The sequence below is a fragment of the Legionella steelei genome (assembly GCF_001468005.1).
GTDB lineage: Bacteria > Pseudomonadota > Gammaproteobacteria > Legionellales > Legionellaceae > Legionella > Legionella steelei.
In genome coordinates this window covers 1,277,941-1,298,183 of sequence record NZ_LNYY01000019.1, presented here as the reverse complement: position 1 = coordinate 1,298,183, position 20,243 = coordinate 1,277,941, and the positions used below count along the sequence as shown (strand labels likewise).

The following is a 20,243-nucleotide window of genomic DNA, read 5'->3' as shown; positions in this document are numbered from 1 at the left end:
TGACTTTGGATAAGGATATTTTTTTGAATCGTATACAACGTATCGCTCTGATTGTGCTTCTTTTTAAGAGTGTTAGTTTTGCATATGCATGGCCTTGGGTTTTAAATAACCCATATCCTAAAAGTCAGGCAAATGAAAATATTTATTATTCATCATTTTCTGAGCAGCCCAAAACCTTGGATCCCGCACTTTCTTACTCCTTAAATGAGTACCTTTTCATTGCTCAAATTTATGAGCCTTTGTTGACGTACGATTACTTACAAAGGCCATACCAATTAACTCCGTTGACTGCTGCACAAATGCCACAATTGCGATACCTTGATGCTCAAGGAAATCCATTGCCAGAAAAGAGTAAGGATGCGGCTTTTACTGTTTATACCCTAACAATTAAAAAGGGAATTTATTATCAGCCTCATCCAGCATTTGCCAAAGATAAAAACGGATCATACCTTTATCATCAATTGTCCTCAGACTATTTAGAGGATGAAGGCATTAATCAATTATCTGATTTCAAATATACGGGTACGCGCGAATTAATTGTGGATGATTATATTTATCAAATAAAACGTTTGGCTAATCCTAGAGTTAGCTCATCCATTTATGGGTTAATGAGTGACTATATTGTTGGCTTTAAAGAATATGGCAAAACACTTCCTGGTGGCACACAATATGTTGATTTACGCAAATATCCCTTGCAAGGGATTAAAAAATTGGATGATTATTCTTTTGAGATTACTTTAAAAGGTGAATATGCCCAATTTTTATTTTGGCTGGCCATGAGTTTTTTTGCACCTGTTCCTTGGGAAGCCGATCTCTTTTATTCTCAACCAGGCATGGCAGATAAGAATATTACTTTGGGTTGGTATCCTGTAGGAACAGGACCATTTATGTTAGTTAAAAACAATCCAAATCGCAGGATGGTGTTGCAAAAAAGCCCTAATTTTCGTGAAGATTATTATCCTAGTATTGGTTCAGATAAGGACAGAGAGTTAGGATATTTGGATAATGCAGGAAAACGTTTACCTTTAATCGAAAAAGCAATTTATACCTTGGAAAAAGAGTCAATTCCTCGTTGGAATAAATTTTTGCAAGGCTATTATGATAACTCTGCAATTGGTAATGACAGTTTTGATCAAGCCATTCACATCAATAAACATGGCACGGCAGAACTCACATCGGAAATGAAAAAAAAGCAGATATACCTGACTCAAACGTTTCAACCCAGTACTTACTACATGGGCTTTAATATGCTCGATAATGTTGTTGGAGGCTCTAGTGAGCGTGCGCGCAAGTTACGACAGGCTATTTCAATCGCGGTAAATTATGATGAAAACATAGCTATTTTCTATAATGGGCGTGGCATGGCTGCACAAGGGCCGATTCCGCCGGGTATTTTTGGTTTTAAAGAGGGCAAAGAAGGAATCAATCCCTATGTGTATCAATGGATAGATGGTGAAGCAGAACGACGGCCAATTAAGGATGCTCAAAAGCTTATGTCTGAAGCCGGATATCCTAATGGTGTTGATCCGGCTACAGGAAATCATTTAATTTTGCATTATGATGTGACAACAACAGGTGGGCCTGAGGACAAAGCCTTATTTGATTGGATGCGCAAACAATTTGCGCAAATAGGGATAGATTTGAATGTACGGGCCACTTTGTATAACCGTTTTCAAGAAAAAATGCGTACAGGAGATACCCAAATATTTAGTTGGGGGTGGGTAGCGGATTATCCAGATCCTGAAAACTTTCTATTCCAATTATATGGCGGCAATGGCAAAGTAAAATTTGGTGGTGAAAACACGGCTAATTACCAAAACCCTGAATTTGATCGCCTCTTTAATTTAATGAAAAATAGAGGAAATGATGCCCAAAGACAGCAGATTATTGATACTATGACGCGTATTGTTCAGTATGACGCGCCCTGGATATGGGGTATACATCCTGAAGAGTTTCTTTTATCGCAAAGCTGGGTTTCACGCGTTAAACCGAACACAATGTCTTTTGCAACACTAAAATACACTGCGATCAATGTACCTAAACGAAACACATTGAGACAGGCTTGGAATCAACCGATTTTTTGGCCTTTAGGGTTATTGCTTTTGCTTATTCTAATGCTGATTTTTCCTTTGATAATTGCATATTACAAGAAAGAAAAAAAACCGGCAGAAAGGACTTATATATCATGATAAAGTATTTGCTGCGACGAGTTATCTACTCGATTCCTATTCTTTTTGGAATAAATTTTCTTACTTTTATTTTGTTTTTTATGGTGAATACGCCAGATGATATTGCTCGTATGCACCTAGGACAAAAACACGTTGAACAACAGGTTATTGATGATTGGAAGGTTGCCCATGGCTATAATTTTCCCCTGTTTTTTAATGCAGAAAAAAATGGGCTGCAGAAAATAGAATCGACTTTATTTTTTCAAAAGTCGATGAAACTGTTTACTTTTGACTTTGGTGTCTCTGATGCAGGACGAGATATAAGTGAGGATATTACGTACAGGATGTGGCCTAGCCTTTCTATCGCATTACCTGTTCTGCTTTTAGATGTAATTACTAACATTATTGTTGCGATGGCAATGGCATTTTTTCGTGCAACTTATCTTGATTTATCTGGCGTGGTGATCTGTATTATTTTAATGTCGATTTCCAGTTTGTTTTATATTATTGGTGGGCAATATCTTTTCGGGAAAGTATTGCGCCTTGTCCCTATCTCTGGTTATGACGGTGGTTTTGAAGCGGTGAAATTTGTTATTTTACCCATTACCGTAGCCGTACTGAGTGGACTGGGTTCAGGCGCACGTTGGTATCGGACTTTATTTTTAGAAGAAATGCATAAAGATTATGTTAAAACAGCGAGAGCAAAGGGATTATCTGAACAAAGGGTGATGTTCCAACACGTATTAAAAAATGCGATGCTCCCTATCTTAACTGGAGTTGTAGTCATTATTCCTTCTTTGTTTATGGGAAGCTTAATCCTAGAATCTTTTTTTGGTGTACCGGGCTTAGGGAGTTATACAATTGATGCAATTCAGCAACAAGATTTTGCGATTGTAAGGGCCATGGTATTTTTGGGTTCAATTCTTTACATTGTCGGTTTAGTACTAACAGATTTATCTTATATGTTGGTCGATCCGCGCGTGAAATTATCTTAAAAAAATAAGGCTACGTTAGAATAAAATGACTTTTGAATTTCTATGGACTGATAAATGCTTCCTTACGTTATTAGCATTAAGTGTGCTGGTTATTTTATTCAGTTCGCGCAAACAACATATAAGGCGATCTTTTAACCTAATATTGCACCGGCCCATCGCAGTAAGTGCGGGTATTATTCTGTTGTTTTTTATTACTATTGGCGTGCTGGACTCCATTCATTTAGCATCAGCAAATAATGAGGCTGAAACACCGACCACTGTATTGGATAGGATTTTGGCCCCTATAGATGAAATTACTGAAAAAACCTATTCGGCTCCTTTGGCTTTAAGACAGTTTATCAGCGAAACAATCTTAGTTAATGGTGTAGTCAAACAAATTCACCCATTACTTGTGTACCCAAGCAAACGAATAAAATCTAAGGCAGACAGAAAAGAGGTTATCCACAGTGTCATTTGGGATGCTTTAAAATATTGTATATTAGTCGCATTTTTTGTAGCGGCGTGTTGCGTATTCATTCGTTATTGCCAGCGGATAAAACCGTTGTTTTCCTTAAGTCCTACTAGCTTAAGTACTTTAATTACTTTGAGTCTGCTTACATTTTTTATTGTGCTTGGGTATGAGCTTTCAAGAACATTTCATGTGTTGGGTACTGGACAAATTGGACAAGATATTTTTTATTTTACGATTAAAAGTATACGCACAGGCTTGGTTATTGGTCTTTTAACTACTTTATTTATGTTACCTTTGGCTTTATTTCTAGGCGTTGCTGCAGGATATTTTGGTGGTTTGGCAGATGATCTGATTCAGTATGCATACACGACCTTAAGTTCCATTCCAGGAGTTTTATTGATTACTGCTTCTGTTCTATCTTTACAAGTTTATATCTCCAATCATCCTGAACAGTTTACAACTTTGGCTCAAAGTGCGGACGCCCGTTTATTAGCACTTTGTTTTATTCTAGGAGTAACCAGTTGGACTAATTTATGCCGGCTTTTACGTGCTGAAACCCTAAAATTACGAGAAGTTGACTATGTTCTGGCGGCGCGTGCTTTGGGCTCGAACTGGTTTACTATCATTCGCAAGCATTTATTACCTAATGTGATGCATATTGTGGTGATCACTCTAGTTCTCGATTTTAGTTTTTTGGTTATGGCTGAGGCATTGCTTTCATATGTGGGAGTAGGTGTTTCACCCATGACCATTAGTTGGGGAAATATGATTAATAGTGCACGACTTGAGTTGGCGCGTAACCCCGTAATCTGGTGGCCGATGCTGGCTGCATTTGTTTTTATGTTTTTGTTGGTATTAGCAATCAATTTATTTGCAGATGCGGTTAGGGATGCTTTTGATCCGCATCAATCTCAAGTTTAATTGAGTATCTACATAAACTTATGCCTGTGAGCAAGGCTGGGCTGTTAAGCCCAGCGTTTTGTTGAGTTAATTTTTGCTCTCGAAGAAATGTTTGGGATTGTGACATGCTGGGCTTAACAGCCCAGCTTACATTTGCCTAGGTTGTACATTGTAAATGGATCCCTGCCTACGCAGTGGTGCACATACGTTTACGAAAATGGTGCGTTGTTTTACGTGGAAGCGCTTATTTAGCCGTAGGCAAAACTCCTGATTTAGGTTAAAGTTCATCAATTAAGCTTAATGAGTTCAGTCCCTTATGCAACAACGTTTTGTTCATTTACGTGTTCACACAGAATATTCTTTAGTTGATGGTTTGGTACGGGTTAAACCATTAATGAAGATTTTACCATCTCGTGGAATGTGTGCTGTTGCAGTAACCGATCATTGCAATTTATTTGCAGCGGTGAAGCATTACAAAAGTGCTGTTGATGCCGGAATTAAACCAATTATTGGCAGTGACTTACCTTGTCATGATCCAGAACAACCCGAACGCGTATCTTCTCTAGTTCTTTTATGCCTTAATTCGGAAGGCTATAAAAATTTAACTTGTCTTGTTTCCAAAGCGTATCAAGAAGGACAATATCAAGGGCAACCAAGAGTACAAAATCAATGGATTGAAGAATATTCATCAGGACTTATCGCTTTATCTGGAGGACGATTTGGTGACATCGGCCAAGCTTTATTGGCCAATGATGATGCTTTAGCCAAAAGTCGTGCTTTATATTGGCAGAGCCTTTTTCCCAATCGTTTCTATTTGGAAATTCAACGTACAGGTCGACCGGATGAAACACGCTATAATGAAAAACTGATTGCTTTAGCTGATGAACTGCAATTACCTTTAGTTGCAACCAATGATGTGCGTTTTCTGGATCAAGATGATTTTGAGGCACATGAAGCGCGTGTGTGTATCCATGAGGGCTATACGTTAGCGGATCCTCGAAGAGTACAAAAGTACAGTGCACAACAGTATTTACGCTCAGCAGATGAAATGGTTGCCTTATTTTCTGATTTGCCTTCTGCAATAGAAAATACACTCGAAATCAGTAAGCGATGCACCGTGAAACTGGATCTAGGTAATAATTACCTGCCCAATTTCCCCATTCCAGAGGGATCTACAGTTGAAGGATATTTATCCCATTTATCACAAGTCGGTTTGGAAGAGCGCTTGCTGCAAATATTTAAAAACAAATCCCCGGAAGAATTGCAGGCATCTCGAGAAGAATATGACAAGCGCTTGCAAATTGAGCTGGATGTTATCAATAACATGGGATTTGCTGGATACTTCCTCATTGTCGCGGACTTTATTCAATGGGCTAAAAAAAATGGCGTTCCTGTTGGACCTGGTCGGGGCTCGGGTGCTGGCTCATTGGTCGCTTATGCATTAAAAATTACCGATTTAGATCCCTTAGAGTATGAGTTACTTTTTGAGCGTTTTTTGAATCCAGAACGGGTATCAATGCCTGACTTTGATATCGATTTTTGTATGGAAGGTCGCGATCGGGTCATTGATTATGTAGCAGAGAAATACGGCAGACAAAGTGTTTCACAGATTATTACCTTTGGTACTATGGCTGCAAAAGCAGTCGTACGAGATGTGGGGCGTGTGTTAGGGCATCCTTATGGCTTCGTTGATAAATTAGCAAAATTAATTCCTTTTGAGATAGGCATCACCTTAAACAAAGCTATGGAGCAGGAAGAGGAGCTCAAACGTCGTTATTCCGAAGAAGAGGAAGTGAAAGAGCTCATTGATTTGGCATTAAAACTCGAGGGGATAACTCGAAATGCAGGAAAACATGCCGGAGGGGTTGTCATTGCCCCATCCCAGCTCACTGATTTCACTGCAATTTATTGTGAAGAGGGCTCCACTCAGATTGTGAGCCAGTTTGATAAAGATGATGTTGAAGCAGCAGGCTTAGTCAAATTTGACTTCTTGGGTTTAAGAACGCTGACAATCATTGATTGGGCATTGGCTACCGTAAATAAAAAACGAGCTCTGGAAGGATTGCCTCTGGTTGATATCAGCCAAATACCTACAGACGATGTGGCAACATTTGATTTATTAAAGGCTTGTAAAACAACTGCGGTATTCCAGCTGGAATCCCGCGGAATGAAAGAGTTGATTAACCGCCTGCAACCGGATTGCTTTGAAGACATCATCGCTTTAGTGGCCTTATTCAGACCAGGTCCTTTGCAATCTGGGATGGTGGACGACTTTATCGATCGCAAGCATGGACGTGCGGCGGTTGATTACCCGCATCCTGATTTGGAGCCTATTTTAAAGCCAACATACGGCGTTATCTTGTATCAAGAGCAAGTCATGCAGATTGCGCAGGTATTAGCGAATTATACTTTGGGCGCTGCGGATTTATTACGACGCGCTATGGGAAAGAAAAAGCCTGAAGAAATGGCGAAACAACGGGAGATTTTTACCGAAGGAGCAACCGCTCGCGGAGTCGATGAAAAGGTCGCAACCCATATTTTTGATTTGATGGAAAAATTTGCAGGTTATGGATTTAATAAATCGCATTCGGCAGCTTATGCACTCGTTGCCTATCAAACGGCATGGCTTAAAGCACATTATCCAGCAGCATTTATGGCCGCGGTTATGTCTTCGGATATGGATAATACCGATAAAGTAGTTACTTTTATTGATGAATGTGCGCATATGAAATTGAAGGTTTTACCACCCTCCATCAATCATTCTATGTATCCGTTTACAGTCACTGATGAGACCACCATTATTTATGGTCTGGGAGCCATAAAAGGAGTAGGGGAGTCTGCGATTGATTGCATTACCGAGGCTCGAGGCATTGGAGGAAGCTATGTGGATTTATTTGGTTTTTGCCAACGTCTTGATCTGCGTAAGGTGAATCGACGCGTTTTAGAAGCACTGATTAAAAGTGGTGCTTTTGATGATTGGGGTGTAGAACGGGCAATATTGACTGCTTCTTTGGAAAAAGCATTAAAAGTAGCAGAAAAGGAGCACCAAAATCAGTCCAGTGGTCAATTTGATTTGTTTTCCTTATTGGATGATGGGAACAAGGAGCAAGAATATGTTCCATGTAAACCTTGGTCTGAGGCACAACGCCTAGAGGGTGAGCGAGAGGTTCTAGGCTTTTATCTAACAGGACATCCAGCAGATCAATATCGACGTGAGTTTGGTGATTTTATCGTTTCAATCAGCCAATTAAACCCATCCATGCATAAAAAAGCACTGATTTGTGCACAAATAGTTGGAATTCGCAAGATTATAACCAAACGTGGTAAGAAACTTGTGATTCTGGGTATGGATGATTCCACGTCTCGATTGGATGTTGTTGTGTTCGGTGAACTTTTTGAGGCCTCTGGTTCTACCTTAGCCACTGGCGATATGCTCGTTATTGAAGGTGAGGTAGCACATGATGATTATAATGGCGGTGTAAAAATGACTGCAAATAATCTTTATGATGTGCCAACAGCTCGCACCAGATTTGCTCGATGTCTTGAATTACGTTTGCATGCTGGAAATCGGGGAATTTTAGCCTCAATTCAGGCATTGTTAAAAGCGCACGTTGGGCGTTGCTCCGTTCAATTGTTATACAGCAATGACCATGCACGGGCACTGCTAAGTTTGTCACCACAATGGCAGGTTATTCCTAGTGATGAATTACTTGGACTTTTGACCAATCTTTTGGGTGATGAGCAGGTTTTGATGCGGTACTAGGGGCTGTTAAACAGCCCCTGGTAACTTGCAACTGGGAGTTTTAATGCTGCAAGCAGTCAGGCTACATTTTAAATAGGGTCTTTTAACCAAGTAACAGTTTATCCATTTTGGCGGCGCAAATGAAATCATTCTGACTCAAACCGTTGAGTGCATGAGTCATGAAACTGACACGACAATAATTATAGCCAACCTCTAAATCAGGGTGATGGTTTTCAGTATTTGCTATCCAGGCCAGTGCATTGACAAACGCCATTGTTTCATAAAAATCTTTAAAAGATAAACTGCGTTTGATGATGCGGTGATCAGCACTGACTTCCCAATGTTTATTTAATTGAGGCATTAAATTTTTAATTTGTTCTGCGTTTAATGCGGCTCCGATACCTTCACATGATTCACAATGTTTGCTGCTTAAATCACTGGTCATTTTATTTCCTTACTTGTAGTAATTACTCAACGTATCAAGAAATCGATTATTCTGCTCTTTAGTTCCAACAGTTACGCGTAGGTAATTGTTCATTTTATAGGGATGCAGAGGTCTCACTATGATACCCCTATCTAAAAGATAGTTATAGAGCAACATACTGTCTTCCTTGCAGTCAAAGGTCAAGAAATTACATGCAGAGGGTAAGTAATTGATATTGAGTTGCTCAAACCCTTGCTTCATTTGCAGCATGCCTTCCGTATTGGTTTGCAAGCTTAATTGAAGAAACTGCTCATCATCAAGGGCCGCATGAGCGGTGGTCAATGCAACCTGGTTGACCGTAAATGGCAACTGTATCCGTTGCATCAGCTCAATGATTGAAGGGTTGGCCATCGCATAACCCAAACGCACTCCCGCTAATCCATATATTTTGGAAAAGGTGCGCGTAATCACTAAATTAGGGTGTTGTGCTAACCATTCGATGCTGTTGCAACTTAATTGGGAGGCGGCGTACTCGTAATAAGCTTCATCAAGGACCAAGAGCGTACTTTCAGGAATATGTTCTAACAAACGTTTTATTTCTTTTTGACTGATTAAGATGCCAGTGGGATTATTGGGATTTGCAAGAAAAATGATCCCTGTTTTTGAGTTGCATGCTTGGATCAGGTTATCTATATTAACTTGCCAATCTGAATTCACCGCAACGGAATGCACGGGAATGTTCAACGTGTGTGCTTGGATCGCATAAGTGCTAAATGCATGGTCATGGGTGATAATGTGTTTGTCATGATGCAGTGCGAAACAGTTGAGTAGAATAGTATAGATATAATCCGAACCATTACTTAAAAAAAGCTGATTGGTATTGATTTTAAGTTTATTTGCCAATTTAGGCATTAAAGGATGATTGAGTGGTGAGGGGTACATTGCTAAGACATGGGGTGACATTTTTCGAAATGCCTCCAGTGCCAAGGGACTGCAGCCCAGAGGGTTTTCATTACTGGCCATTTTAATGATGTCGCTGTCATTAATCCCTTTTTCACGTGCTAATTCTTCTATGGATTTACCTGGTTTATAGGGGACTAAAGAGCGTATGCCTGGATGCGGTAATTGTTGAAAGTTAACTGCCATAAAATGCTCCCTATTTAAAATTTTTCTCATATTATCCAAGCTTTAGTCTTCTGTCACGAGCTTGTTGCAACAAAGAAATGATTTTAGGACACTTATAGTGTAGTAGTATGACCGGGGATTGAAGAGCCCCGGCATTGAGATTATTGGTAAGAAGGGGGATTTTGGGCAATTAAGTCATCAAAGGCGCGATTTGGGATCAAATCGGATTCATTTAAAGGTTGACGATCAAGAGGGCACTCATGTTTTTGTCGTATCCAAAATCGAATGCCTCGTGTTTCAGTTTTATTATCATCATTAAAGGTATGGCCATGTGTATCCATCAAGGTAGGAACTCCCTTAATTCCTAAAGGCTCATGTGTAATCGGATCGACGAGTTGATTCTTAGGTTCTTCTTTGGTAGATGATGCATCGCCCTTTAATGGACCCAAAAGAAGTTGTGCCCATGATGTGCGTTTGTAATAGTTCACTTGTTGATAAAATTCATCGGAGTGGATTGCTTGTGCAGGGATACAACATTCACGGTTGTGGCGATCGGGGGTTACAGGAGCTTGTCCCGATTTTGCATAAACGAGTGCAACACCCTGAAGTACTGCAGCACGAAATCGCTCGAGTAACTCGGTGCATTTGCTTATAAAATGGGCAGGTGGAGAGAGAAGAAGTCCAAGACCCCAGCCAGCAAGACCACCAATTGCAGAGCAAAAGACAGCTACAGGTTGAGACAAGTTTAAAAAAGGCAAGAAAAAATCAAGTGTTTTGGCAATGACAAAAGGAATGGCAGCAAATGCTATACCTACAGTCGCAGTTCCTATATTCCAGGCTTTTTGAAAATAAGTTGTTGGTACATCATAGGCACCAAGTGATTCGAAAAAAGTTGTTTTACCAATAAAAACAGCGAAATCATCAATCGAGCTATATATCTTCTTTTTAAGAGCAATAAGTCCTTGAAGCAATAAGTCAGGAATAAATAAAGCAGTACCAATAAGAGCGCCAATAGGAGCGCCAATTGCAAATCCTAAAGCCTCTCCTATCCAGCCAAATATTCCACGCATGACTCCATAATGACGTGTGCCATCAGCATAGTCTATGTATGCACTGTTCTCTTTCCAATATGAGGTATAATCGGGAATCCAGAACATGGCTAAAATAAGGTCAAGAATTATGCCAGGGATACTTGTAATTTCTCTTAATACCATGCGCGTCAATACATGACCTACGGTCATACCTTTAGCGAAATAAGCATACATCACTTCTCTCCCTCTTATGTTCTTAAATATTTTTGCGGATTGTACGTTGTTCCCGGCGCATTTTAAACACATAAAAGTTTAATAACAATCCAACGGGTTTTATATGATTCACAATGAATTAAATTTAATCTATTTTGTAGTATTGGACCAATGCAGGTTCTTGCATTTTTATTTTTACGGCGCTAACCTGTGGATGGCAAACCAACCACAGGACATGGAATATGAATTGGCAAAAGGGATTTTCCCTTACTGAAGTATTGGTATCTTTATTTCTCGTAAGTACTTTGGCTTTAACTTTGTTGCAGCAGCAATGGCAGAATAAACAACTGGTTAATCAGTTGGTCTTAAGAATGCAAGCCTCCCAATTTCTTGATGAAATAGAAGAAACGTTGGTGGCTAAAGTGCCAAAATTACCATCAGCTCCTACACCTTATCATTTGGAAATACACCATAAAAATCAATACTTACGGATTCAACTTGCCTGGTTCAAACAACTAGGAACGCTTACCCGTAAACACAGTTCCATAAGCCGTTTCAAATGAAAACACAAGCAGGAATCAGCCTAACTGAGGTTTTGATAAGTCTTTTTCTAACGAGTGTGATTGTAACGACTTTATGCCAGCTTTATTTAGGCTGCAAACGCCAATATCTTGAAATTGAAAAAATTTTGACAGCGCGTTTTGATGTGCAATGGGTAAGTGATTTGCTGAGTGATAGCATTCGACGTGCAGGTTTTACTCCTTGTTTGGGCATTGAGCGCTTGCAAGTTATTGATCGCAGAAATCGGCAAAATAAGATTCATGCGCTGCAAATTAGTAATCAGCCCAATCAATTTATCCAAGTAAATCGTATGAATGAGCACTTTACAAAAATAGTCAAAGTTGAAGGTGCAACAAGGATATTGGTGCAAAATCCAGTGAGCTTTCATAAAAGGCGGCCTGTACTTGTCGCTGATTGTGAGCATGCGGAGGTACAAGAGTTATTTGATATAGAACATCATGCTGAGAATTCGCTTATTACTTTGAACAAACCATTGGTTTTTTCCTACGATAGTTCGGCATATATAGGTGAGTATCTTGAGGAAAAATGGTTCATTAAAAACAATGCAAATGATGAGGCGACACTGCATTATCATTTAGTGCAGACAGAAGAAGTAACCTCTTTAATTCATTTTATGCATACCCGCAATCGACGTGTCAAAGAAAAACAGTTGCTTGAAATCATTTTGGGCTTGGATGAAAACAAAATACATAAACTCAGAGTAGCGGTACGTGGTTCATGAGTAAAAAAGATAAAGGATTTGTTTTACTCGTGACCATGCTAATTATGGGGGTGATTGGTTTACTTATAATGACTGCAATGCAGCATACTTTACTGTATTACAAGGCAATTAATAAACAAGAAGTAGCACATCAGAGTTTTTATCAATTAGAAGATGTCGCATTGCAATTGCTGCATCAGCACACAACATTTAATCAGGATTGTGTGGTGCACACCGACGCTGCAAATCAGGTGATGCATCAGCTTCTTCGCAACAAGGGCTGCTCTTTGGATAGTGATAATGTCTTGTACAAATATTACCTTGAAGACTTAGGTGAGTTTCCTTGTTTAAGTGTGTGGTATAGGGGGCAAAAATCGGCGACACACCACCTGCGACTTACTATTATGCTCATTGAAGATGGGGTTCCGGGATCGATACTACAAATACGATTTATCCGTAGAGGCAAGGTTATGCCGTGTCTTGCAAAGGAACATTCAGTTTCTCTTGGCGTGAGTAGTTGGCGGTATTTGCCTTCACTATAAGGTAAATTTTAAAGTCACTGAGGATCGTATCTCTATTTAGGTCTGTGGCTAATGTCATTTCATTGATAGTTAGTTTTCTATTCTACGTTTAGAAGAACACTTAAGTTGGATAACGGTGGATGTTTTTTCCTTTGTTAAGTGATTCGGGTTTCGGTTTTGATTTTGCGGCTTATTCATATTAGGGCAGGTGCCGCATGGTCGGGGATTACGATCCACCGCCATGGACACCGGTCGTGCTAGGAATCTACGTGAAAAAAAATCAAACAATCTTAGGCGTTAGAGATGACTTGGAACAAGGCGCCTGTTACTTGGCTATTGGAACCACCCCATTTTTTCCTTGATTTTAGCAATAATTAAAGATGCTATTTCTGAACTATTTAAGCCACCTACGACAAAAGATCCATCAGCATTACCACTGAATTTAAACGAAATAGTCCCATCTTCTTGAATTTCGCCTAAACTTGACATAGCAAGTGTTAATCCTTGTATAAAATACTTAGGAAAATAATTTGCATAATATTTTATGGAAGGCATATTCATTAAGTCCGCAAGCTGGTTAGCCCAATTAAGTTGAATCCACTCAGCTGCTTTTTGCAGGTCATGGGCTGGATTTTTGAGGTTGAATTCCTGGCTCCATACTGGAGAATCAGCTACACCATTAGAAAAATAACTTTTACTGCCTAATGAGGTACTCCAACTGCCATCGTAAGCATCAAGTTGGAAGTAGTTATTAATGTGGGTGAAAAAAATAGCGTCTTTAAACAAATAATCAAAAGAACCTTGCAACGTTACGCTTATACCTGTCCATTTAGAAAGCGGTGCGGTAAAATCCAAAAATAAGTCAACGCCATATAAAGCTTGTTGCAGCAGTTGATCATATTCTGTCTTTTCTTCCAAATTTCGGTATTCCTCGCTCATGGTACGTAGTGCCGATATGACCAGATCTGCCAAAGATCCTTTCCCAAATCCATTACCATTAATTTTCCAGAACCCTTCCTTTACGGCATCTTGTTTTTCCTGCAATTCAAAGGTTAGGCTTTGACTATCTAGTTCAAATGTTGTTTTCATTGCCGGATGAGCATTATTCTCTAAGTCCATAGAAGTTGATAAATAAAAATGGATGTTTCCATCTGCGAGTAACATCAATGTTTTGAAAAGATAATAACCAAAATTGGATACAGTTTTACCATTTACTTGTTTAAATATTTTATGAAGCGGCCTGCCATGCAAATCTACGGCTATTTCTCTTCGGTTAGCATGAACAACATTGGTAATTTGTAAATCAAAAGCACCTAAAGAGCGCGTCCATTCACTACCGTTTTGAGTAATCACTTTGAACTGTACCTCTGGCCCTTGTACTAAAATTAGAGCAATATCAGAAAATGATGGCCATTGTTGCGTCACTAAAGGATCAAGGACTTGTCCATTGTTTAGTGCTATTTCTGCCTGTAGGCTCTGGGCTTCGATTCGCACAGTCTTAATTAAATTTTGCTGCGGGAGAATATTGGTCATATCCAGTTCAAGAGTAGCCGCTGAAAGAGTATTGGTAATTAGATGAATACTAAAAAGCAAAAGAAAAGAAATATAGCGCATCGTAACTCCTTAAAAAAATTTATTTCATTGCTCGCATTAAGATTCACTAAATCCTAAATCCTAAATCCTAAATCCTAAATCCTAAATCCTAAATCCTAAATCCTAAATCCTAAATCCTAAATCATCTAAAGCACTGTCTATGTGCGGCGAATTATAAAACTCAAATTTAGAATTTGCTACATATAGCTATTGCTCAATGATTTCCATTGATAGAGAAAGAAATTTGGATTGTTATGGATAATGCATCAACGCAACATTTTATTTTTACTAAGTACCATCCGGCTCCGATTCCGGGTTCCACTTCGTTTCATCCAGGCTACAGTTTAGGTTGGCCGGCATACGTTTACGTAAATGAAATCATTTGGGATTGAAAAGGAGTTGGCCACAGATCCCAATATTCTCTTGAGCTATCTAGAACCTAGTTGTATTGTAATGGTTAGGATAAATAGAGAGGCCCTTTTTGGTGCGACTACAAAAGATTTTTGAATACAAGTATTGGCCGCAAATTGCGGTGATTGTGCTGTTATTGGCAGGGTATGCTGCATATCGTTATTTTGCTTTTTATGACACGCGTTCGAATGATGCCTATGTCTCAGCACATATGGTCAATATGATCTCTTTAGTTTCTGGCCCTGTGACGCAAATTTATGTTAGAGAAAACCAGAAGGTTAAAAAAGGCGATAAACTTCTTGAAATTGATTCTCTTCCATATACTTATGCCGTACAACGCGCTAAGGCTAAGTTAAATATTGCCAAATTGAATTATGAAAATGAAAAAGCAAATGTGATTAAAGCCGAACAACGATTAAAAGAAAGCCAAGTCCAATTGAGTTTAAGCCAAGATCACTACAACCGCTATTCAAAGTTACTATTGAAAGGTGATATGGCCAAAATCACTTTAGTTAATTTGACCGATAAAATGAAAGAACAAACGGCAGCAATTAAAGAGGCGGAAGAGCAACTTAAAATTGCACAAACCAATTTGGATGACAGTCAGATTTTAGCAGCACAGGCGGAGCTGGGCGAGGCAAATTATCTTCTAAATCATACTACTCTTGTAGCACCTGAGGATGGTTATATCACTAATTTTAATACGCGGGTAGGTCAATACATTAAAACCGGCGAAGGATTATTTGCATTTATAGAAACCAAGCAATGGTGGGTCGTTACACGTTATCGAGAAACAGCAATCCGACTGATTCAACCTGGAGACAAGGCAGAAATTATGATTGATATGTATCCAGGAAAAGTCTTTCATGGGCATGTAGACAGCATTGGCTGGGGAATTAATCGAGTACAGCGTGGTGATGTTGTTCCTTCGACCTTACTTTATTTAGAAGCAACTGAAGATTGGATTCGCATTGCACAACGTTTTCCGGTGCGAATTTATATTGATGATTTAACGGATGAATACCCCATGCGCATTGGAGCCAATGCGACGACCATTACCTACAGGTGATTTGTGTTTTTCTGGCCTCAAACTGTTGAAAACAGAGCCGCCATAAGAACTGCAGTTGCTGCATTAGCTGCGGTGTTGATTTCATTTAAATTTCATTTAGAAACACCTTTTTGGTCTGGAATGAGCGTTGTTGTTGTGTCCAATTTATATACCGGCAATATTATTGATAAAGCCATGTTGCGTATTATTGGTACTGTCGCTGGAGCGTTTTTGGGCTTTTATGCTGCAGGACTAGTGGCCAACAGTTTTTTACTCTATTTTCTTTCGTGCTTTTTAATCGTGTGCATTGGTTCCTATTATTATAGTTTCAGTGCCAATGGCTATGCTTATTTATTAGGTGCACTTTGTGCCTTTCTTATTATTTCTCAAGTTGCTATGAATCCACAAAACGCTTTTTTCGTAGCGATTTGGAGGCCGGTGGAGATTGGGATTGGCGTTTTGGTATCGGCAATTAGTGCGTATCTTATTTTTCCAAATCATTTAAAAGACAATATTGCCATACAACTGCATGATATTTTTACTGATTTCTCAGTTGAGTTAGGCCAATTGCTTAATATGTTGCGTGATGGTCAGTTTGATTTTGATGTGTTAGCACAAAACAATTTAAAGATAAAAAAGAAACTACGTAAAGCAGTCGAACTTGTCGGTGCAATGAACCATGAATTGGGGGTTACCAAAGCGCGAACTGATCAAGTTCGGGCATTGTTGGATATTTTTTATGATTTGTCACGACAGTCACAATATTTGATTCTAATATCTCCCCAGCATGGCGATTTGTCGATTGTCCAATCATTATCGATACAACCCGTGCTGAATGCGATGCAAGAGGATCTGGTGCATTTGCAGATGACTTTTTCTCATCAAGATGCGCTACTGGAATTAAAAACAGAGGCGGCAATAGCTGAAATGGAACAGCATGTGCAGCAGATACAAAAAGGGGGAGAGGGCGTTTTCTCTTATTTGAATCCAAAAACGAACATTGACATAGAAGCACAAGAACCTGCTGTTAAAAGTAATTTTGTCTATGCTTTTCTTCATTTCCTGCATCAGGTGAATCAAAGTCTTCTTTTGATGCATTCGTTATTAAGCCGCATTCCTCATGGCTTGACCAAAAAATTTCAAGTCTTAAAAACTCAGGATCGAATCCGTACCGATATAGATGTCATTAAGCGCAGTATTAAAGCTGGATTTTCGGTTATTTTGGCTTTGGGTTTTTGGATGGCAAGTAATTGGCCTGGTGGTTTAAATGGAATTATCAGCAGTCTTGTGATTTCTATTCGTAAAAATCTTTTTGAAATGAAAAATGTCAGCATTCATCGCTTACTTGGCTGTATTTTGGGTGGGGGCATTGCTTTATTCTCCTTATTTCTTATTGAGATGACACTTTATGATTTTATTTTAATATTCTTTTTTTCGGTTTGGGGTTTTTCTTATTTTATGTTCAAGCTGCCTAAATACGCTTATATTGGCTTACAGGCAAACATTGCTTTAATTATTTCTCTTGCTCAAGAAGGAGGGCCTCCTGTTTATTTGGGGCCTCCATTGCAACGTTTGGGTGGAATTGTTATTGGCATTGTCGCCAGTTTTATTGTGGCAAATCTTATCTGGCGTTCTGACGTTTGGACTATGTTGAATCGTTATCTCAATAAACTGTACCTTTATATGGGACAAAATTTAAAGCAAATACTCTTAACATCAGGAAATCAAAAAAAACTACATGATTTGGCAAACTTGTTTTGGGCTTCTCGAGGATTGCTTGAATCACTTGTTGATGAACCCTTAAGTGCTAAAAAGCAAAATATTTTAGCTGAATTACAAAAACGTTTTGATTCTTTGGTCATGATACAGGCAACTATGAGTCATATTTTGGGTGCTATTAATCGTGAAAAAGTTGCGGAAACAGCTCGAGCATTAGGATGTGATTTGCCTTTTTATGAGCACGAAGTGTGGGTTGCGTTTAGCCAGCACGATGAGCCATATGGATTGACATTAAGTCATCAATTACAGGATTTATTATCTGAAATTGATAAAAAAATGACATTTTCCCAGGTGTCAGATAATGATTTAAGGGGCTTTTTAGCGTATGTAAATGCGTTAAATCAGTTGGCTTTAAGAATTCATTAGGGGAAAACCCGAGGGATTATCACTTTTTTCGCACAGTTTATAAATTTTTCCCTATCTTTCACCTGCAAAATTGTAGCCTTCACCCAGGCTACTTTTGACTGCCAGCAGGCGTAGCGCCTGTCGTAAATACGGCCGTATTTGTGTTTTTTTATCATTATCTCCGAAATAATTCATTTTAAATCAATTAACTAGCTGAACGAATAAGCCTTATTTAATTCGTGTCTTAATCCTGACCCTATTGTTCCAGAATTAATTGCTGATCATAATTTGCACCAATGTAACTTTGTAAGACTTCATCTATGCGTATTCAGACTGAGGCACAACGTCTAGCCCATCCTCAAGCTCGATTAATTCCTAAATCGCTAATGAATGATGAGAGCGTCTTTAGGAATGAGCTGTTGGATGATTTCATTCCACTGATGCAAACCCAGACAAACGCGCAATTATTTGCTTGTTTACGTGATTTTGTCATGCCTCAAGAACAGAGAAAACGAAAATGTTTATGGCTTGCTGGGGTGTACAGTCATCCTCATCTGAGCAAAGAACAATTGGTGGCACTTGCCAAGCAGATAGGCTTATCGCCCAAGGCGCATCTTGAGGTGAGCATCATGCTTAACCGCCAGGATAATTTAGCGTATGTGATAGACCTGCCAGGTTATGCAGAAGTCATTGAGCAGCAGGTAAGAGCTTTCTTTGGTTTGGCGGCTGGCTATGGATGTCTTGGCATGCTCACTGATTTGGCATCAAAAGCGTCGCCCGAGAAATTACAAGCGATGATTGCTGCTGATGATTATTGGGCTTTTATGTGGGCAGCAGAAAATGGTCATCTAGAAGTACTTCGTTATTTGGAATCAAAGGCTCCAGATAAAGTGCAAGCGATCATTGCTGCTGGTAATTTTGCGGCTTTTAGATGGGCAGCAGAAAATGGTCATCTCGAAGTACTTCGTTATTTGGCATCAAAAGTGTCACTTGATAAAGTACAAGAAATGGTTGCTGCTTATGAGTTTCGAGCTTTTAGATTGGCCGTAAACAACAATCAGGTTGATGTACTCCAGCACTTATTAGGTTTTACTTCGGTATTTGCCTATGCTGAGGCGCACCAACGAGAATATGGGGCTATTGTTATTCCTTATCTAGAACAACAGATTTTGAATTTACGTACCCGCAAGCAGGCCTTTGAACAAGCCCACCCCAATGCGGTTTTTGATGTAGGCAGTGACGAGGAAGGGGATTTATTGTTTTACTACGCACGGCAATTAATTCGCCGTAATGACCCTGCCTTACGCGATGCACTGTTATTATTACTAGAGCTTCCCGGGGTTAAAGTCCGGGCGCATCGCGCAATTCGCGGTGGTGTCCCTAATGAATTATTGCGGCTGGCCTTAAGTGTGGGTAATCAGATGGCAGCCGAGTTGTTATTGGCCATCCCTGCCGTACGCCAAGAAGCCGAAGCCCACAACTATTATCGTGACGAGCAACAAGGTGCGTTGGACTTAGGACAATTGGCGCGCGACCGCGAATCATCAATGACGGCGCTAAGCCAAGGCGAGCAGCAACGCTTACAGGGCATCTTAACCCGTTATCAACCCTTACTTACTGCCGCAGGCATTATAAATTGTATGCAGGACTTACGCGAGGAATTAGTGTCTCGTTATGAAGCCCATCCGGCGACAGTCTTGGTTCCTGGCGAGACAGCCGGCCAAAGTAAGGCGCTGGTTCTCCCCATGCAATGGTCTGCTTTCCAAGACCTGAAACTGGCCGAGCCTTATTACAGTGCTGCACTCAAAGCTTATTATGCGCATAAGGCACACAGTGCTTGGCGTTATTTATTAAAACCCAATCCCTGGATGCATGAGCGGGCAAGCTATGTTTATGTGGACGAGCAAAATCCTCAGGAAAAATGGTCAACTTTTGAGGAATACCAACCCTTAATCGCGGTCTTGTATTTGGCAGCCATTGACCATGAGACTGCCGCTAGCGATGGTTATACCTTGGAAACCAGGCTCACCCATTTTATTGATGAACTGGCGCTAATTGGCCGCGCGCATAATTGGGATGACACCCGCAGCAAACTTGATAAACAAGGCAAGCCTATTTGCGAGGAATACGACAATCTTCAAGGCGATAGACCCAGTTGCTTCTCCGGCGTTAAGCGTCGTTTATTTCAAGCGGTACAAGGACATCCTTTATTGGT

General features: G+C 39.8%; 14 protein-coding genes. 10 read left to right on the top strand and 4 right to left on the bottom strand.

What is annotated here, in order from left to right:
• Positions 1 to 23 precede the first annotated feature (23 nt).
• The 4 genes from Lste_RS09855 (at position 24) to dnaE (ending at position 8,277) form a co-directional block, all read left to right on the top strand.
• Positions 24 to 2,189, top strand: coding sequence for an ABC transporter substrate-binding protein (locus Lste_RS09855; RefSeq protein WP_058511708.1), 2,166 nt, complete (start codon positions 24 to 26; stop codon positions 2,187 to 2,189).
• Positions 2,186 to 3,163, top strand: coding sequence for an ABC transporter permease (locus Lste_RS09850; protein WP_058510849.1), 978 nt, complete (start codon positions 2,186 to 2,188; stop codon positions 3,161 to 3,163). The genes Lste_RS09855 and Lste_RS09850 overlap by 4 nt, the downstream gene beginning before the upstream one ends.
• A gap of 25 nt (positions 3,164 to 3,188) precedes the next feature.
• Positions 3,189 to 4,535, top strand: a complete 1,347-nt coding sequence (locus tag Lste_RS09845) for an ABC transporter permease (protein WP_058510848.1) — start codon at positions 3,189 to 3,191, stop codon at positions 4,533 to 4,535.
• Between the two features lie 295 nt (positions 4,536 to 4,830).
• Entirely contained in the window at positions 4,831 to 8,277 is a 3,447-nt protein-coding gene (gene dnaE, locus Lste_RS09840) for a DNA polymerase III subunit alpha (protein ID WP_058510847.1), read from the top strand.
• An 82-nt stretch (positions 8,278 to 8,359) separates the two neighbouring features.
• Here the strand turns inward: dnaE and Lste_RS09835 are convergent, their stop codons facing one another.
• The 3 genes from Lste_RS09835 to Lste_RS09825 form a co-directional block, all read right to left on the bottom strand.
• Positions 8,360 to 8,701, bottom strand: a complete 342-nt coding sequence (locus Lste_RS09835; RefSeq protein WP_058510846.1) for a 4a-hydroxytetrahydrobiopterin dehydratase — start codon at positions 8,699 to 8,701, stop codon at positions 8,360 to 8,362.
• 9 nt (positions 8,702 to 8,710) lie between these two features.
• Complete coding sequence (hisC, locus tag Lste_RS09830) at positions 8,711 to 9,826, bottom strand: histidinol-phosphate transaminase (RefSeq protein WP_058510845.1); 1,116 nt, start codon at positions 9,824 to 9,826, stop codon at positions 8,711 to 8,713.
• 140 nt (positions 9,827 to 9,966) lie between these two features.
• A complete protein-coding gene (locus Lste_RS09825) occupies positions 9,967 to 11,070 on the bottom strand; it encodes an RING finger protein (protein ID WP_058510844.1) in 1,104 nt (367 codons plus the stop codon).
• 221 nt (positions 11,071 to 11,291) lie between these two features.
• On the opposite strand from Lste_RS09825, the gene Lste_RS09820 reads away from it, so the two are divergent.
• Genes Lste_RS09820 through Lste_RS09810 form a run of 3 tightly spaced genes read left to right on the top strand, consistent with a single transcriptional unit; the run spans position 11,292 to position 12,873 of the window.
• Positions 11,292 to 11,612 (top strand): type IV pilus modification PilV family protein, encoded by a 321-nt coding sequence (locus Lste_RS09820; protein WP_058510843.1) that lies wholly within the window; start codon positions 11,292 to 11,294, stop codon positions 11,610 to 11,612.
• Positions 11,609 to 12,352, top strand: a complete 744-nt coding sequence (locus Lste_RS09815; protein WP_058510842.1) for a PilW family protein — start codon at positions 11,609 to 11,611, stop codon at positions 12,350 to 12,352. The genes Lste_RS09820 and Lste_RS09815 overlap by 4 nt, the downstream gene beginning before the upstream one ends.
• Positions 12,349 to 12,873, top strand: a complete 525-nt coding sequence (locus Lste_RS09810) for a hypothetical protein (RefSeq protein ID WP_058510841.1) — start codon at positions 12,349 to 12,351, stop codon at positions 12,871 to 12,873. The genes Lste_RS09815 and Lste_RS09810 overlap by 4 nt, the downstream gene beginning before the upstream one ends.
• A gap of 312 nt (positions 12,874 to 13,185) precedes the next feature.
• On the opposite strand, the gene Lste_RS09805 is transcribed toward Lste_RS09810, so the two are convergent.
• Entirely contained in the window at positions 13,186 to 14,466 is a 1,281-nt protein-coding gene (locus Lste_RS09805) for a hypothetical protein (protein ID WP_058510840.1), read from the bottom strand.
• Positions 14,467 to 14,929: 463 nt separating this feature from the next.
• On the opposite strand from Lste_RS09805, the gene Lste_RS09800 reads away from it, so the two are divergent.
• From Lste_RS09800 to Lste_RS09790, 3 genes are all read left to right on the top strand, one after another.
• A complete protein-coding gene (locus Lste_RS09800) occupies positions 14,930 to 15,925 on the top strand; it encodes an HlyD family secretion protein (RefSeq protein ID WP_237760496.1) in 996 nt (331 codons plus the stop codon).
• A 3-nt stretch (positions 15,926 to 15,928) separates the two neighbouring features.
• Positions 15,929 to 18,049, top strand: coding sequence for an FUSC family protein (locus tag Lste_RS09795; protein WP_058510839.1), 2,121 nt, complete (start codon positions 15,929 to 15,931; stop codon positions 18,047 to 18,049).
• Positions 18,050 to 18,348: 299 nt separating this feature from the next.
• The coding region (locus Lste_RS09790) for an ankyrin repeat domain-containing protein (RefSeq protein ID WP_193393397.1) at positions 18,349 to 20,243 on the top strand (1,895 nt) is incomplete at its 3' end.

Bases quoted from the DNA above. Each gene is read 5' to 3' on its own strand.
- Lste_RS09850 (WP_058510849.1), top strand. From the start codon at position 2,186: ATGATAAAGTATTTGCTGCGACGAGTTATCTACTCGATTCCTATTCTT.
- Lste_RS09845 (WP_058510848.1), top strand. From the start codon at position 3,189: ATGACTTTTGAATTTCTATGGACTGATAAATGCTTCCTTACGTTATTA.
- dnaE (WP_058510847.1), top strand. From the start codon at position 4,831: ATGCAACAACGTTTTGTTCATTTACGTGTTCACACAGAATATTCTTTA.
- Lste_RS09835 (WP_058510846.1), bottom strand. From the start codon at position 8,701: ATGACCAGTGATTTAAGCAGCAAACATTGTGAATCATGTGAAGGTATC.
- hisC (WP_058510845.1), bottom strand. From the start codon at position 9,826: ATGGCAGTTAACTTTCAACAATTACCGCATCCAGGCATACGCTCTTTA.
- Lste_RS09825 (WP_058510844.1), bottom strand. From the start codon at position 11,070: ATGTATGCTTATTTCGCTAAAGGTATGACCGTAGGTCATGTATTGACG.
- Lste_RS09820 (WP_058510843.1), top strand. From the start codon at position 11,292: ATGAATTGGCAAAAGGGATTTTCCCTTACTGAAGTATTGGTATCTTTA.
- Lste_RS09815 (WP_058510842.1), top strand. From the start codon at position 11,609: ATGAAAACACAAGCAGGAATCAGCCTAACTGAGGTTTTGATAAGTCTT.
- Lste_RS09810 (WP_058510841.1), top strand. From the start codon at position 12,349: ATGAGTAAAAAAGATAAAGGATTTGTTTTACTCGTGACCATGCTAATT.
- Lste_RS09805 (WP_058510840.1), bottom strand. From the start codon at position 14,466: ATGCGCTATATTTCTTTTCTTTTGCTTTTTAGTATTCATCTAATTACC.